Genomic DNA, 14,564 nt, shown 5'->3' on the forward strand with positions numbered 1-14,564 from the left:
TTTTGCGTCAGGCAAGGGCCTCGCGCAAGCGCCGCCGCACGCTAGACTGACCCGAAAATAACCGGAGGCCGCCGCCATGGACGCCATCACCCAGCCCCCCGTCATCGTGCTGAACGACGCCGATGGCGTGGTCATCGCCCGCCAGGCCCTGCCGCCCGGCACCCCCGTCGCCCCCGGCGTCGCCGCCGCTCGCCGCATCCCGGCCGGGCACAAGGTCGCCGTCCGCGACCATGCGGTGGGTGAGGCGATCCGCCGCTACGGCCAGATCATCGGCTTCGCCACCGCCCCCATCGCCGCCGGCGACTGGGTGCATACCCATAATTGCGCGATGGGCGACTTTGCGCGGGACTATGCCTGGGGCGTCGATGCCAAGGCGACGGACTTCGCCGCCGAACCCGCGACCTTCATGGGCATCCTCCGGCCGGATGGGCGCGTGGCGACGCGCAACTACATCGGCATCGTCACATCGGTGAATTGTTCCGCGCATGTCGCCGAACTCATCGCCCTCGCGTTCCGCCGCAACCCGCTGACCAACGAGGACCCGCTGGCCGCCTGGCCGAATGTCGATGGCGTCGTCGCGCTGACGCACAAGACGGGCTGCGGCATGACCGATGGCGAACCGCTGCGCGTGCTGCGCCGCACCCTGGCGGGCTATGCGCGCCACGTGAATTTTTCACACGTCATCGCCATCGGCCTGGGCTGCGAGGTCAACCAGATCGGCGGCATGCTGGAAGAACAGCGCCTGTCCGGCCGCCTGCGCAACATGGACATCCAGGAGATGGGCGGCACGCGAAAAACCGTCGCCGCCGGCGTCGCCTTCGTGCGCGAGGTGCTGGACGAGGCGAACAATATCACCCGCGTGCCCTGCCCCGTCGCCGGCCTGACCGTCGCGCTGCAATGCGGCGGGTCGGACGGCTATTCCGGCATCACCGCCAACCCCGCGCTCGGGGCTGCGTCCGACCTGATCGTGAAGCACGGCGGCACCGTCATCCTGTCGGAAACCCCGGAAACCTACGGCGCCGAACATCTGCTGACGCGCCGCGCGCCGTCGCGCGAGGTGGGCGAAAAACTCGTCGGCCTGATGCGCTGGTGGGAAGCCTATACCGAACGCGAAGGCGCGGAGATGAACGCCAACCCCAGCCCCGGCAACAAGGCCGGCGGCCTGACCACCATCCTGGAAAAATCGCTGGGCGCGATGGCCAAGGCGGGCACGACCAACCTCGTGGACGTCATCGGCTATGCCGAACCCGCGACCGCGCGCGGCTTCGTCTTCATGGACACGCCAGGCTACGACCCCGTGGCCGCCACCGGCCAGGTGGCGGGGGGTGCGAACCTGGTCTGTTTCACCACCGGGCGCGGCAGCGTCTTCGGCTGCAAACCCGCGCCGTCGATGAAACTCGCGACCAACACCGCGATGTATGTCCGCATGGAAGACGACATGGATGTGAACTGCGGCACCATCCTGGCCGGCGAGGAAACCGTGCAGGACGCCGGCGCGCGGATTTTCGCCCAGATCCTGCGGATCGCCGGCGGCGAGCGGACCAAGAGCGAGCAATTCGATTTCGGCGCATCGGAATTCGCACCCTGGGTGCTCGGCGCGACGATGTAACAGGCCGGCACCTGGACGAATGCGCGGACCCATCTGATACTTCGCGCCCAATGCAATGAATGTGGCCTGTCCGCATTCACACGGAAAAGGCCACACCCATGCAACGCAGAATCTTCACCCTGGCGGCACCGCTCCTCATGGCCGGGTTCGTCCTGAACGGCTGCGTCTCCGAACAGCGGTATGACCAGTTGCAGCAGGCCTACACGCAGTTGCAGGCCCGCTACACGGCCGATGAGGCGACGATCCAGATGCTCCAGGGCCGGCTGAAGGTGACGATGACCGACCGCGTCCTGTTCTCCTCGGGCGGCTACCGGATCGATGCCCGCGCGCGCGAGACGTTGCTGAAGATGGTGCCGACCCTCCAGGGCCTGACCAATACCCGCGTCATCGTCGAAGGCTATACCGACACCACGCCGGTCGGGGCGGAACTGCGGCGCGAAGGCATCTCGTCGAACCTCGACCTGTCGTCGCGCCGCGCTGACACGGTGGCCGACGTGCTGATCGCCGGCGGCGTGCCGCGCACCATCGTCTCGGCCGATGGGCGTGGCGAAGCCAACCCGGTCGCGCCGAACGACACGCCGGCCGGGCGGGCGCAGAACCGCCGTATCGAAGTGACGCTGGTCGGTCCTGGCAACTGACGCCCCGCGGCGTCTCCCGATCACGGATCGGGAGACGCCGCGAAGTAAGGACAGATCATGACCACCCCAGAGATCATCGCCGAACTCGCCCCCGGCGGCGAACTTCGCGCCGGCATCAACCTCAGCAACTTCCTGCTGGTCAGCAGCCGCGGCCCGGCCGGGGAACCGCAGGGCGTGTCCCCCGACATGGCGCGCGCGGTGGCCGATCGCCTGGGCGTGCCGCTGCGCCTGGTGCCCTTTCCCAACCCCGGCGCGGTGGCCGATGCCGCGGGCACTGGCGCCTGGGACATCGCGCTGATCGGCGCCGAACCCCAGCGGGCGGAAAAAATCGCCTTCACCGCGGCCTATGCCGAGATCGAGGCGAACTACCTCGTCCCCGCCGGTTCGCCGATCACCAGCATGGCGCAGGTGGACCAGCCCGGCGTGCGGATCGCGGTCAGCGCGCGCGCCGCCTACGACCTCTGGCTCGACCGCAACATCCACGCCGCGACCCTGGTGCGGGCCGAGGGGCTGGATGCCGCGTTCAAGCTTTTCGTCGACGAGGGGCTGGATGTGCTGGCGGGACTGCGGCCAAAACTGCTGACCGATGGCGCGACCCTGCCCGGATCACGCATCCTGCCCGGACAGTTCATGAGCGTGCAGCAGGCCATCGGCACGCGGCGCGGCAACACGGCGGCCGAGGCTTTTTTGCGCGACTTCGTCGAGGAAGCCAAGGCAACCGGCCTGGTCGCCCGGCTGATCGCCCAGCACGGCGTGCAGGGCCTGTCGGTGGCCCCCGCCGCCTGAATTCAGCGAATGGGGCGCGCGGGGTTGTTCGGGTCCAGCCCCAGCGCCTGCACCGTCGCCGGGTTGATCTGGCCCGTCGTCTGCAGGCCGCGCCCCTGCTGGAAGCGTTCGATCGCGGCCTGGGTCCCGGCGCCCCACATGCCGTCCACCGGCCCGCGATAAAACCCCATGGCGCGCAGGCGCTGCTGCACGTTGCGGACCGCGATCGGGCTCAATGGCTCCGGCGCGGGAACGACCGCGGCAGCCGGTGCGGGCGGCTGCGCGTTCCGCGCCGACAACAGGTCGCCCGGCGTCAGGCCGAGGGTTGCCACGGTCGCCTGGTTCAACTGCCCCGTCACCTGAAGGTTCCGAGTCTGCTGGAACCGCTCCAGCGCCGCCTGGCTTTCCGGGCCCCAGACGCCATCGGGCTGGCCGCCGTAGACACCGGCCTGGCGCAGCCGGTCCTGGATCATGGCAGCGCCGCCCGGCGTCAGGACCTGGGTATAGGTCAGCACGGGGGCAGGTTGCGCCTGGGCGGGCAGCGCCATCATCGGCGACGCGAACAGCATCCCGGCCAGGATCGCCTGTGAAAGTTTCATTGCGTGATGTCCTTCTGCGGCGTGGGTCGTCGTCAGAAGAAAACAACGCCGAGACGGCGCTGCGGTTGCATCCCGCTCAGCCGCGCGGCGCTGGCCCGAAGCGCGCATAGAGGGCGTCCGACAACGCCGCCAGCGCCGCCTCGGCCCGCGCGCCCGCCACGTTCGTCGTCATCACCATCGCAAAATCCTGCGCCGGCTGCACGAAGATGACCGCGCGGTTCAGGTTGTTGGACCCGGCGTGTTCCAGCCCCACGGCGGTGGTGAACCCCGCCGTCAGCACGCCCCAGCCAAGCCCATAGGCCGGGTTCGCCCCAAGCCCCGGCCCCGGCGGCACGCCTATGACAGGGTCATGCAGCAGCCGCAGCGTGTCGGTCCGCACCAGCGCCGGCCCGCGGCGCCCCTGGCCGGCATGCCAACCCGCCCAGGTCGCGAAATCCAGGATCGACATATGCACCAGCCCAGCCGGGCCGATGATCGCCGGATTGTCGCCATCCGGCCCGGCCAGCATCGGCTTCAATTGGCCATCCGGCAGCAGCATATGGCCCAGCGGCGCATCGACGCGGCCAAGGCTCGATTGCGGCCCCAGCCCCGCCGTCGCCAGGCCCAGCGGATCGAACAGCCGGCGGCTGATCAACTCCTCCCAACTCATGCCCGCGGCGCGTTCGATCATCGCGCCCGCCATGGTGTAGCCCATGTTGGAATAGGCCCAGGCCGCGCCAGGCGCCGCCACCAGCGGCTGCTTCACCCATTCGCCGACCAGCCACAGGCGCAGCCCGTCCAGGTTCATGGCGTCCTGCGCGAAGGACTCCATCAGCAGGCGGCCGAAGGCGTCATTGTCGCCGGGCATGCCGCTGCTATGCGACAGCAATTGCCGCAGCGTGACCGGACGCAGCGCGGGCACCATGCGGTCCAGGAACATGGGAAAGGCCTCGGCGACCGAGGTATCCCAGCGCAGCCGGCCTTCCTCCACCATCATCGCGGCCAGCAGCGCCGTCATCGCCTTGGTGTCGGAGCCGAGGTGGAAGCGGTCGTTCAGGGTGACGGGGATGTCGGCCCCGGCCCTGCGTGTGCCGACGGCGCCGGCGCCGAGCAGCCGTCCGTCGCGCACCACGGCGGCGGCGATGGCGGGCAGGCCGTGCGCCGCCAGATACGGGCGCAGCAGGTCGTCGAGCGAGGCCCCCGGCGACTGCGCTTCCGCCCCCAAGGCGGCGACCGCGACGGCGACGCCAATGGCAAGGGCACGCCGCTGCATGGCTTCGCCTCCTAGAGTGGCCCGCGGTTCATCCTGCTCAATGCCTCGTCCACGCGGCGGTAGGTCGCCTCGATCCCCGTCACCCCAGCCTTGCCCAGCCGGGCCGCGTGCTTCTGGTGATACGCCTCCGCCGCCGCGCGGCTGTCGAACAAATAGACGCCACCCGCGCGTGCGCCAAAACCTTGCCCCTCCGGCCCGTCATGGGTCCAGAGTTTCCAGATCAGCCCCGGTTCCCCGGCGATGCTTTCGGCCAGGGCCAGCATCGCCGCCCGGATCTGGGGGGTGGGGTCGCCACGCCCCGGGAAATCCAGGATCAGCAGGCAATAGTCAGTCGGAATACGGCACCGTCCGCTGCGTCTGCTCACCCAGGCCCGCGATGCCCAGGTGCATCGTCTGCCCGGCCTTGAGGAACACCGGCGGCTTCTTGCCCAGGCCGACGCCCGGGGGCGTGCCCGTGCTGATCACATCGCCCGGATGCAGCGTGATGAAATGCGACACGTAGGACACCAGCTTCTTCACACCGAAGATCATGGTGCGCGTGGAGCCATCCTGCATCCGCACCCCGTCGATGTCGCAGAACATCGCCAGGTCCTGCGGGTCGGCGATCTCATCCGGCGTGACCAGCCAGGGGCCGAGCGGGCCGAAGGTGTCGCAGCCCTTGCCCTTGTCCCAGGTGCCGCCGCGTTCGATCTGCCATTCGCGTTCCGACACGTCGTTGCACAGCGCATAGCCCGCGACATGCGCCATCGCATTGTCTTCCGACACGTTGCGCGCCAGGTCGCCGATGATGATCGCCAGTTCAACTTCCCAATCGGTCTTCACGCTGTTCTTCGGGATCGTCACGTCATCATCCGGCCCGCAGAGCGCGCCCAGCGACTTCAAGAAGATGATCGGCTCCTTCGGGATCGGGCTGCCGGTTTCGGCCGCGTGGTCGGCGTAGTTCAGCCCGATGCAGATGAAGTTCTTCATCCCCGTGACCGGGGGCCCAAGGCGCGGATTGCCCTCGACCGGCGGCAGGGTGGCCGGGTCCAGCGCCTTGATCTTGGCAAGTTGGGCTGACGACAGCGAGGCACCGGCCAGGTCCGGGATCACCGAGGACAGGTCGCGGATCGTGCCGGTGGCATCCAGCAGGCCGGGGCGTTCGTGACCGGTGTGGCCGTAGCGCAGCAGTTTCATCGGATGCTCCTGAAAGACAAAAACCGGTGGTTAAAGCGTCCAGCCGCCATCGATGACGATGGCCTGGCCGGTGACAAAGGCGCTCTCGTCGGCCGCGAGATAGGTCGCAAGGGCCGCGATTTCCTCGGCCGTGGCAAGCCGCCCCATCGCCTGGCGCGCGACGAAGGCCGCCCGCGCCGCCTCCAGCCCACCCGAGGCCGTGGCATTGGCGGCGATCCGTTCGCCCAGGCTAGGCGTGTCGACCGTGCCAGGGCAGAGGCAATTCACCCGGATGCCACGCGCCACCACATCGGCCGCGACCGCCTTGGTCATGCCGACCACGGCGGCCTTGGTGGTGCCATAGAGGAAGCGGTTCGGCGCGCCCTTCACCGAGGACGCGGCGCTGGCCATGTTCACGATGCTGCCGCGGCCGCGTTCGATCATGCCCGGCAGCACCGCCGCCATGCATTTCCACATCGCCCGCACGTTCAGGGCAAAGGCGAAATCCCATTCCGCGTCGGTCGCGGTCAGGGCGGTGTTCTGGTGCACGAAGCCCGCGCAGTTGAACAGCACGTCAAACGGACCGTGGTCCGCAACGACACGCGCGACGGCGGCATCATCCAGCACGTCCAGCCCAAAGCCGCCCAGGTCCGCGACCAGCGCCGCATCGCGGTCGGTGGCGACGACCGTGGCCCCTTCACGCGCGAACATCTGCGCCGTGGCGCGCCCGATCCCCTGCCCCGCCGCGGTCACCAGGCAGCGCAGCCCGTTCATTCTTTGGGTCATGTCAGTGGTTATGCCGGCTTTCGCCGCGCGTCTCCAGGATGTTGAGGTAAAGCGTCGCGGGCTCCAGGCAGCCGCCGGAGCCCAACTGGCCGACCATGCCCCGCTGGATTTCCTCCCAGGGCGTCTTGTTCAGCAGCACCGGCGGCACCCATGCGGCGCGGCGTGCGGCGAGCTCCGCCTCCGGGATCAGAACATCGACGCGACGGGTGTTGAGGTCGATGCGAATCGGGTCGCCCGATTTCAACAAGGCCAGCCCGCCACCCACGGCGGCCTCGGGCGAGACATTCAGGATGCTCGGGCTGGCCGAGGTGCCCGATTGCCGCCCGTCGCCCATGGTCGGCAGCGCGTTGATGCCCTTTTTGATCAGCGCTGCCGGGGGCTGCATGTTCACGACCTCGGCAGCACCCGGGTAACCGACCGGGCCGGTGTTGCGGATGACCAGCACGGTGCGTTCATCGACGCCCAGATCGGGGTCCTCGATCCGCGCGTGGTAATCCTCGGGGCCTTCGAAGACGACGACCTTGCCTTCAAACACGTCCGGCGGATCGGCCAGGAATCGGGCGCGGAATTCGGCGTCGATCACGCTGATCTTCATCACGGCATTGTCGAACAGATTGCCGGTCAGCACGACGAAGCCCGCGTGTTCCTTCATCGGTTTTTGGTAGGCGCGGATCACGTCGCGGTCGCCATCCGGGATCTTTGCCAGGTTTTCGGCGATGGATTTTCCGGTGACGGTCAGCGCCCCCGCGTTCAGCCGCCCGGCGGCCAGCAGTTCTTTCATCACCGCCGGCACGCCGCCGCCCTGGTGGAATTTTTCGCCCAAAAAGCGTCCGGCCGGCTGGCAATCGACCAGCAGGGGCACATCGGCCCCGACGCGCTGCCAATCGGCCAGGTCATGGTCCACGCCCATGTGGCGCGCGATGGCGACCATATGCGGCGGGCAGTTGCTGCTGGCACCAATGGCCGAGGCGGTGGCGACCACATTCTCGAAGGCCGCCTTGGTCATGATGTCCGATGGGCGCAGGTTTTCGCGCACCATCTCGACGATCCGCACCCCCGTCGCATGCGCCATCTGGCCGCGTTCCCGATACGGGCCGGGGATGGCGGCGCAGCCGGGCAGCGACATGCCCAGCGCCTCGGCCAGCGAATTCATCGAAAGGGCGGTGCCCATCGTGTTGCAATGGCCGACGCTGGTGCTGCTGGACGCGACCAGTTCCATGAACCCTTCATAATCGATCTCACCCGCCGCCAGCATCCGCCGCGCTTCCCAGACGATGGTGCCGCTGCCGGTCAGCCGCCCCTGGTGGTGCCCATCCAGCATCGGCCCACCGGAGAAAACGATCGCCGGGATATTCACCGTGGCCGCCCCCATCAGGCAGGCGGGAGTGGTCTTGTCACAGCCCGTGGTCAGCACGACGCCATCGATCGGGTAGCCGTGCAGCACCTCGACCAGCGACAGATAGGCCAGGTTGCGGTCCAGGGCCGCGGTCGGGCGCTTCAAGGTTTCCTGGATCGGATGGATCGGGAATTCCAGCGGCACGCCGCCCGCGTCCCGGATGCCCGCTGCGATGCGCGGCGCCAGCGCAATATGGTGGCGGTTGCAGGGGGCGATGTCGCTGCCGGTCTGGGCGATGCCGATGATCGGCCGGCCCGACTGCAATTCGCCCCGCGTCAACCCGAAGTTAAGCTGCCGCTCGACATACAGGGCCGTCATGGACGGATCCTGCGGGTCGTTGAACCAGCGTTCGCTCCGCAGCCTGAACGACTTCTTGGTCTGGTCGAACTCGGCCATGTCGCGTCTCCCGATTTTGCGATGAAGCGTCGGAGGAGGGCCCCCTAGTGTCAACATGTGCCAGAAATCGCGGCAGACCGCCCGATGCCGTGGCACCAGCGCCAAATTGCAACCGCACGTTGCCGATACATGTCGTTTTTTTCATGTGTCTGCCACCACCCTGATGGCCATCTCCTGACAAAGGTGGTGTTCCGCCGCAATCGAGGCTCAAGCGACGCATGCGCGTAAAATTCGCCGTTTTGGCAGCCTGTGCAATGTTCCTCCAGGCGGGATCGCTTCGGGCGCAGACAGCCCCGCCGGCGGCGGCGCCCTCCGGCCCACCGCCGATCACCGTTCTGGCCGCGGCCGCCACCATCGGCCCCGTCCCGCTGGAGGTCCTGGCCAATGGCATCGTCCAGGCCACCGCCATCGTGTCGGTCCGCGCCCGGGTCGATGGCCAGATCGACGAGGTCCATGTCCAGGAAGGCCAGAGCGTACGTCGCGGCCAGCCGCTCTTCACCCTGGACAGCCGCACCAACCGCGCCCTGCTCGCCCAGCAGCGGGCCAATCTGGACAAGGACCGCGCGCAACTGACCCGCGCCCGGTCGGATGCCGCCCGCTACGCCGCCCTGCGGTCCGATGCCTTCGCCTCCGCCCAGCGCGCCGAACAGGCCGCGGCCGATGCGCTGGCCCTGGAAGCCCAGGTCCGCGCCGATGAGGCGCAGATCCAGCAGACCCAACTGGCGATCGATTTCGCCGAGATCCGCGCCGAGGCCGATGGCCGCCTGGGCGCGCTGCCCTTCAAGGCGGGCAATTTGGTGCGCTTCGCCGAGGGCGCCGTGCTCGCCACCATCACGCCGACCGACCCGATCCTGGTCGCCTTCAACGTCCCGGAACGCTGGCTGTCCGAACTGCGCACAGCCTTTACCGCCGGCCAAGTTGTGCGCGCCCGCGTCCGCGCGCCAGAAGACCGCACCGGCCCCCCCGTCTGGGGTGATGTGGTCTTCGTCGACAGCAGCGTGGACCAGCAGACCGGCACCATCCTGCTCAAGGCCCGCTTCACCAACACGGAAAACCGCCTCTGGCCCGGGCAGTATGTCGAGACGGTGCTGGTACCCCGCACCGATGCCGAGGCCCTGTCGGTGCCGACCCCCGCCGTCCAGATGGGGCAGGAGGGGCGCTACCTTTTCGCGCTGCGTGACGGTGTCGCGCGGCGCATCCCGGTGCGCCTAGTGCGCCAGGCCGGCGACCGCAGCGTCATCGTGGCCGAGGGCCTGGGCAATGGCGACATGGTGGTGACCGAGGGCGCCCAGCGCCTGCGTGACGGCAGCCGTGCCACCGTGCGCGGCACGCCGCCGGCCGGCCCCCGCCCCGCCGCCGATGCGACATCGCCCGACGCCAGCATGCAGCAGGCGGCCGCCCGATGAACATTTCCGAACTCTGCATCAAGCGGCCGGTGATGACCTCGCTGCTGTCGCTCGGCCTCGTGCTGGCGGGCATCCTGGGGTACCTGTCGATGCCGGTGGCCGCCGTGCCGCGGGTGGATTTCCCGGTCATCTCGGTCACCGCCTCCTTCCCCGGCGCCAGCCCCGAAACCATGGCGACCTCGGTCGCGCTGCCGCTGGAACGTGAGTTCAGCACCATCGGCGGGCTGGACCAGATGAGCAGCACCAGCGGCCAGGGCTCGCTGCAGATCACCCTGCAATTCGTGCTGACCCGCAACATCGACGCCGCGGCGCAGGACGTGCAGGCCGCCATCACCCGCGCGCAGCGCCGCCTGCCGAGCGAAATGACGACGCCCCCCAGCTACCGCAAATCCAACCCGGCCGATGCGCCGGTGGTGCTGCTGGCGCTGACCGGGGGCGATGTGCCGCTGTGGCGGCTGAACGACATCGTCTCCACCTTCGTCTCGCCGGCGCTGTCGCGCGTGCCGGGCGTGTCGCAGGTGCAGACCTTTGGCGAGCAACTCTACAGCGTGCGCGTGCGGCTGGATCCGGACCGCACGGCGGCGATGGGCCTTGGGCTGGACCAGATCAGCACCGCCATCCAGGGCGCGACCTCGGTCACCCCGGTCGGCACCCTGTCCGGCCAGCGCCAGCAATTGACCATCCGCGCCAATGACCAGCCGGCCGATGCTGAAGCCTTTGGCAACCTCGTGATCGCCGCGCGCAATGGCGCGCAGGTGCGCCTGGGCGACATCGCGGAAGTGTCGGATTCGGTGCAGAACGAACGCCTCGCGTCCTGGCGCAATGGGCAGCGGGCGCTGATCCTGGCCGTGCAGCGCCAGCCGGATGCCAATACCATCGCCGTGGTCGATGGCGTCCGCGCCGCGCTGCCGACCCTGCGGGCGGCCTTGCCGCCGGGGGCGGAGCTGCATGTCCAGCTCGATCGCAGCCTGTCGATCCGAGATTCCGTGCATGACGTGCAGGAAAGCCTGCTGATCGCCATCGGCCTTGTGGTGCTGGTGATCTTCCTGTTCCTGCGCCGCTTCACCGCGACCTTGATCCCGACGATCGCGGTGCCGATCAGCCTCTGCGGCACCTTTGCCCTGATGTATATTCTCGGCTTCGGCATCGACAACATCACGATGCTGGGCCTGACCCTGGCCGTCGGGCTCGTGGTCGACGACGCCATCGTGGTGCTGGAGGTCATCGTCCACCACATGGAAAAGGGCATGCCGGCGCGGCAGGCCGCGATCCTGGGGGCCAAGGAAGTCGGCTTCACCGTGCTGTCCATCACGGCATCGCTGATCGCGGTCTTCCTGCCGATCCTGCTGATGGGCGGCGTCGTGGGCCGGGTGTTCAACGCCTTCGCCGCCACCGTGTCGCTGGCGGTGATCGTATCCTGCGTCGTGTCGCTGACCCTGACGCCGCTGATGGCCGCGCACCTGCCCAAGCACAAGGGCGGCGGCATGCTGGACCGTGGGCTGGAGGCCGGCTTCCGCGGCATCGAAACCGCCTATGCCTGGCTGCTGGATGGCGCGCTGCGCTTCCGCTTCATCGTCTGGATCCTGTTCTTCGCCAGCCTGGGCGCCGCCGGCTACATCGCCGCGGTGATGCCCAAGGGCTTCTTCCCGGTCGAGGACACCGGCCTGCTGTCGGTCTCGACCGAAGGCCCGCGCGATGCCTCCTACGCCACCATGGTCGACCTGTCGGGACAGGCGGCGGAGATCATCGGCCGCAGCCCCTATGTCGTCTCCGTCGTGAACAATGTCGGCGCCGGCGGGCAGAGCCAGGTGATCAACCAGGGCCGCATGTTCATCGAGTTGAAGCCGCGCAACCAGCGCCCCGCGATCCAGGAGGTGGTGCAGCAATTGCGCCGCGACACCTCCCGCGTGCCGGGCCTGCAGGTCTTCTTCAACCCGATCCAGAACCTGTCCTTCACGGCGCGCCAGGCGCGGACGCAATACGTCTATACGATGCAGGGCCTGTCCACGACCGAACTCTATGACAGCGCGGAACGCATGGCAGCCCGGCTGCGCCAGGTGCCGTCGCTGCAGGATGTGAACACCGACCTGCAGATGGATGCGCCGGTGGTGAACATCTCGGTCGACCGGGACCGCGCCAGCACCCTGGGCGTGACCTTGGACCAGGTGCGCCAGTCGCTCTACTCGGCCTTTGGCGCACGGCAGATCGCGACGATCTTTGGCCAGGCCAACGCCTATCCCGTCATCCTCGAAGCCTTGCCGGAAGACCAGCGCGACGAAAGCGGGTTGGCGAAACTGTATATCCGCGCGACGGCCAATTTCGCGGCGGGCAGCGCCACCAATATCGCGGGCGCGACGCGCCTTGTGCCACTGTCGGCCTTCGCCAATGTGGATCGCTCCATCGGGCCGCTGACCGTCGCGCACCAGGGCCAGTTGCCGGCCGTCTCCATCGGCTTCAACACCGCCCCCGGTGTGTCGTTGGGTGAGGCCGTGACCGCGATCCAGGCGGCCGAGCGCGAATTGGGCCTGCCGATCTCCGTCGTCACCGGCTTCACCGGCACCGCGCAGGTGTTCCAGGCGGCGCTGGCCGGCCAGGGCTTCCTGCTGCTCTCGGCGATCTGCGTGATGTATCTGGTGCTGGGCATCCTCTACGAAAGCCTGATCCATCCGCTGACCATCCTGTCCGGCCTGCCCTCCGCCGCCCTCGGTGCCTTGGCGACGGTGTGGTGGTTCGGCATGGATCTGTCGGTCATCGCGGTGATCGGCGTGCTGCTGCTGATCGGATTGGTGAAGAAGAACGCGATCATGATCGTCGACGTCGCGTTGCAACGGCAGCGCGACGGGATGACGCCGCTGGATGCCGTGCGGACCGCCTGCATCCTGCGCTTCCGCCCGATCCTGATGACCACCCTGGCCGCCGCAGCCGGTGCGGTGCCGATCGCCGCGGGCTGGGGTGCCGCCGCCGAATTGCGCCAGCCGCTGGGCCTTGCGGTCATCGGCGGGCTGGCGGTCAGCCAGTGCCTGACGCTGTTCGTGACCCCGGTGCTGTTCCTGGGCTTCGACAGCCTGGCGCGGATGCTGTCCTTCGGGCGCGGCCGCACGCCTGCTCCGGCAACTGTGATCGTGCCGGCGGAGTAAGGCATCGCGCGTTCACTCTTTCGCGCGGCGCCGGTCGCTATTACAGACCGGCGCAATAACGTGATCCGGAGTCAACGCCCATGACCATCAGCCGCCGCGGCGCACTGGCCGCCACCGCCGCCGTGCTCGCCGCCCCCGCCCTGACTCCCCAGGCCTTGGCGCAGGAAGCCAACTTCCCCAGCCGCCCGCTGCGCCTGATCATCGCCTTCGCCCCCGGCGGCGGCACCGACCTGATCGCCCGCACCCTGGCGGCACGGATGTCCACCATTCTCGGCCAGGTGGTGGTCGTGGAAAACCGCCCGGGCGGCGGCGGCAATACCTCGACCGAGGTCGCCGCGACCGCGCGCCCCGATGGCTACACGCTGCTGATGGGCAACCAGGGCCCGATGAGCGTGAACCCGACGCTGTTCCGCAACCTGCGCGTCGATCCCGCGACAGCCTTCGACCCCATCGCCATGGTCGCCGATGCGCCGCTGCTGCTGGTCGCCGGGCCAAAGCTGAAGGCCAATACCGTCCCCGAACTGCTGGCCGAAATCCGCGCCGCGAATGGCGACCTGACCTACGGCAGCGCCTCGAACGGCTCCGCCAGCCACCTATCCACGGCGCTGCTGTTGCAGTCGACGGGCCTTGAGGCGACCCACGTCCCCTTCCGTGGCGCCGCCCCGGCGCTGACCGAAGTGATCTCGGGCAATGTCCATTTCATGGTCACGACCTTGCCGTCGGTCATGGGGCTGATCGCCGGTGGCCAATTGCGCGCCATCGCGACCACGGGCGATACGCGCCTGCCGCAACTGCCGAACGTGCCGACGATCGCGGAAACCGTTCCCGGCTTCCGCGCCACGGCCTGGTACGGGATCCTGGTGCCGAAGGGCGTGGACCCCGCCATCCGCGCCAAGCTGGCCGAAACAATCATGGCCGCCACCAGCAACCCGGAAGTCGCCTCTCGCCTGCGCGAAGAAGGCGCCGAACCGAGCCGGATGGATGGCGAAGCCTTCCGCCGCTTCATCGCCGAGGAACGGACCCGCTGGGCCGAAGTCGTTCGCGCCGGCGCGATCAACGTGGACTGACAGGCCGGGGGGCTGGCCGGCGCGGAACCACGCCCCGGTCAGCCCAACCAGGTCAGCCCAACCCCCGGATCAGCCAAAGCGCCGAAACCCCGGCAACGGCCGAGGCCGCGAAATTCCCGGTCCGCCACTGCACCAGCAGCGTCGCGACCGCCGCCACCCAGACGCCCACCCCGCCCAGCGCGATCCCCGGCATGATGTAGGCCACGAAAATGCAGCCCGGCAGGTATTGCAGCAACCGCGCCAGGAACGGCGGGGGCCGCAGCGCCCGCAGCACCGCATACCCGCCCGCGCGACAGAGGTAGGTCGCCGCCGCCATCCCCAGGATCGCGAGCACCACATCGGCGCGCAATTCCATCAG

13 protein-coding genes are annotated in these 14,564 nt (G+C 68.7%); 6 read left to right on the forward strand and 7 right to left on the reverse strand.

Annotation, left to right across the window (positions count from 1 at the left end; all coding sequences use genetic code 11):
- The first annotated feature begins 76 nt into the window (after nt 1-76).
- The 3 genes from ACQW02_RS22580 to ACQW02_RS22590 all read left to right on the forward strand — a co-directional run bounded on the left by ACQW02_RS22580 (nt 77) and on the right by ACQW02_RS22590 (nt 3,033).
- Nucleotides 77-1,609 carry a UxaA family hydrolase gene (locus ACQW02_RS22580; protein ID WP_431282160.1) on the forward strand — a complete coding sequence of 511 codons (1,533 nt, stop codon included), beginning with the start codon at nt 77-79 and terminating at the stop codon, nt 1,607-1,609.
- Between the two features lie 98 nt (nt 1,610-1,707).
- Nucleotides 1,708-2,247, forward strand: coding sequence for an OmpA/MotB family protein (locus ACQW02_RS22585; RefSeq protein WP_431282161.1), 540 nt, complete (start codon nt 1,708-1,710; stop codon nt 2,245-2,247).
- A 57-nt stretch (nt 2,248-2,304) separates the two neighbouring features.
- The gene (locus ACQW02_RS22590; RefSeq protein ID WP_431282162.1) at nt 2,305-3,033 is read left to right on the forward strand and encodes a transporter substrate-binding domain-containing protein; all 729 of its coding nucleotides are present in this window, start codon (nt 2,305-2,307) and stop codon (nt 3,031-3,033) included.
- Between the two features lie 2 nt (nt 3,034-3,035).
- Here ACQW02_RS22590 and ACQW02_RS22595 read toward each other — a convergent pair whose 3' ends face one another.
- The 6 genes from ACQW02_RS22595 to ACQW02_RS22620 form a co-directional block, all read right to left on the reverse strand.
- Nucleotides 3,036-3,611: a peptidoglycan-binding domain-containing protein gene (locus tag ACQW02_RS22595; protein ID WP_431282163.1), complete on the reverse strand. Its 576-nt coding sequence runs from the start codon at nt 3,609-3,611 to the stop codon at nt 3,036-3,038.
- Between the two features lie 76 nt (nt 3,612-3,687).
- On the reverse strand, nt 3,688-4,863 hold the full coding sequence (locus ACQW02_RS22600; RefSeq protein WP_431282164.1) for a serine hydrolase domain-containing protein: 1,176 nt from the start codon (nt 4,861-4,863) through the stop codon (nt 3,688-3,690).
- A gap of 11 nt (nt 4,864-4,874) precedes the next feature.
- Nucleotides 4,875-5,228 (reverse strand): YdhR family protein, encoded by a 354-nt coding sequence (locus ACQW02_RS22605; protein ID WP_431282165.1) that lies wholly within the window; start codon nt 5,226-5,228, stop codon nt 4,875-4,877.
- On the reverse strand, nt 5,191-6,039 hold the full coding sequence (locus ACQW02_RS22610) for a fumarylacetoacetate hydrolase family protein (RefSeq protein ID WP_431282166.1): 849 nt from the start codon (nt 6,037-6,039) through the stop codon (nt 5,191-5,193). Before ACQW02_RS22610 ends, ACQW02_RS22605 begins: the two co-directional genes overlap by 38 nt.
- Before the next feature lie 30 nt (nt 6,040-6,069).
- Complete coding sequence (locus ACQW02_RS22615) at nt 6,070-6,804, reverse strand: SDR family oxidoreductase (RefSeq protein WP_431282167.1); 735 nt, start codon at nt 6,802-6,804, stop codon at nt 6,070-6,072.
- A 1-nt stretch (nt 6,805) separates the two neighbouring features.
- On the reverse strand, nt 6,806-8,596 hold the full coding sequence (locus tag ACQW02_RS22620) for an IlvD/Edd family dehydratase (RefSeq protein WP_431282168.1): 1,791 nt from the start codon (nt 8,594-8,596) through the stop codon (nt 6,806-6,808).
- Between the two features lie 254 nt (nt 8,597-8,850).
- On the opposite strand from ACQW02_RS22620, the gene ACQW02_RS22625 reads away from it, so the two are divergent.
- From ACQW02_RS22625 to ACQW02_RS22635, 3 genes are all read left to right on the forward strand, one after another.
- Nucleotides 8,851-10,002, forward strand: coding sequence for an efflux RND transporter periplasmic adaptor subunit (locus ACQW02_RS22625; protein WP_431282169.1), 1,152 nt, complete (start codon nt 8,851-8,853; stop codon nt 10,000-10,002).
- Nucleotides 9,999-13,139: an efflux RND transporter permease subunit gene (locus tag ACQW02_RS22630; protein ID WP_431282170.1), complete on the forward strand. Its 3,141-nt coding sequence runs from the start codon at nt 9,999-10,001 to the stop codon at nt 13,137-13,139. The genes ACQW02_RS22625 and ACQW02_RS22630 overlap by 4 nt, the downstream gene beginning before the upstream one ends.
- A gap of 80 nt (nt 13,140-13,219) precedes the next feature.
- Complete coding sequence (locus ACQW02_RS22635; protein WP_431282171.1) at nt 13,220-14,206, forward strand: Bug family tripartite tricarboxylate transporter substrate binding protein; 987 nt, start codon at nt 13,220-13,222, stop codon at nt 14,204-14,206.
- A gap of 52 nt (nt 14,207-14,258) precedes the next feature.
- On the opposite strand, the gene ACQW02_RS22640 is transcribed toward ACQW02_RS22635, so the two are convergent.
- A complete protein-coding gene (locus tag ACQW02_RS22640; RefSeq protein ID WP_431282172.1) occupies nt 14,259-14,561 on the reverse strand; it encodes an AzlD family protein in 303 nt (100 codons plus the stop codon).
- Nucleotides 14,562-14,564: the final 3 nt, after the last annotated feature.

Source organism: Humitalea sp. 24SJ18S-53 (genome assembly GCF_050632385.1).
GTDB lineage: Bacteria > Pseudomonadota > Alphaproteobacteria > Acetobacterales > Acetobacteraceae > Humitalea.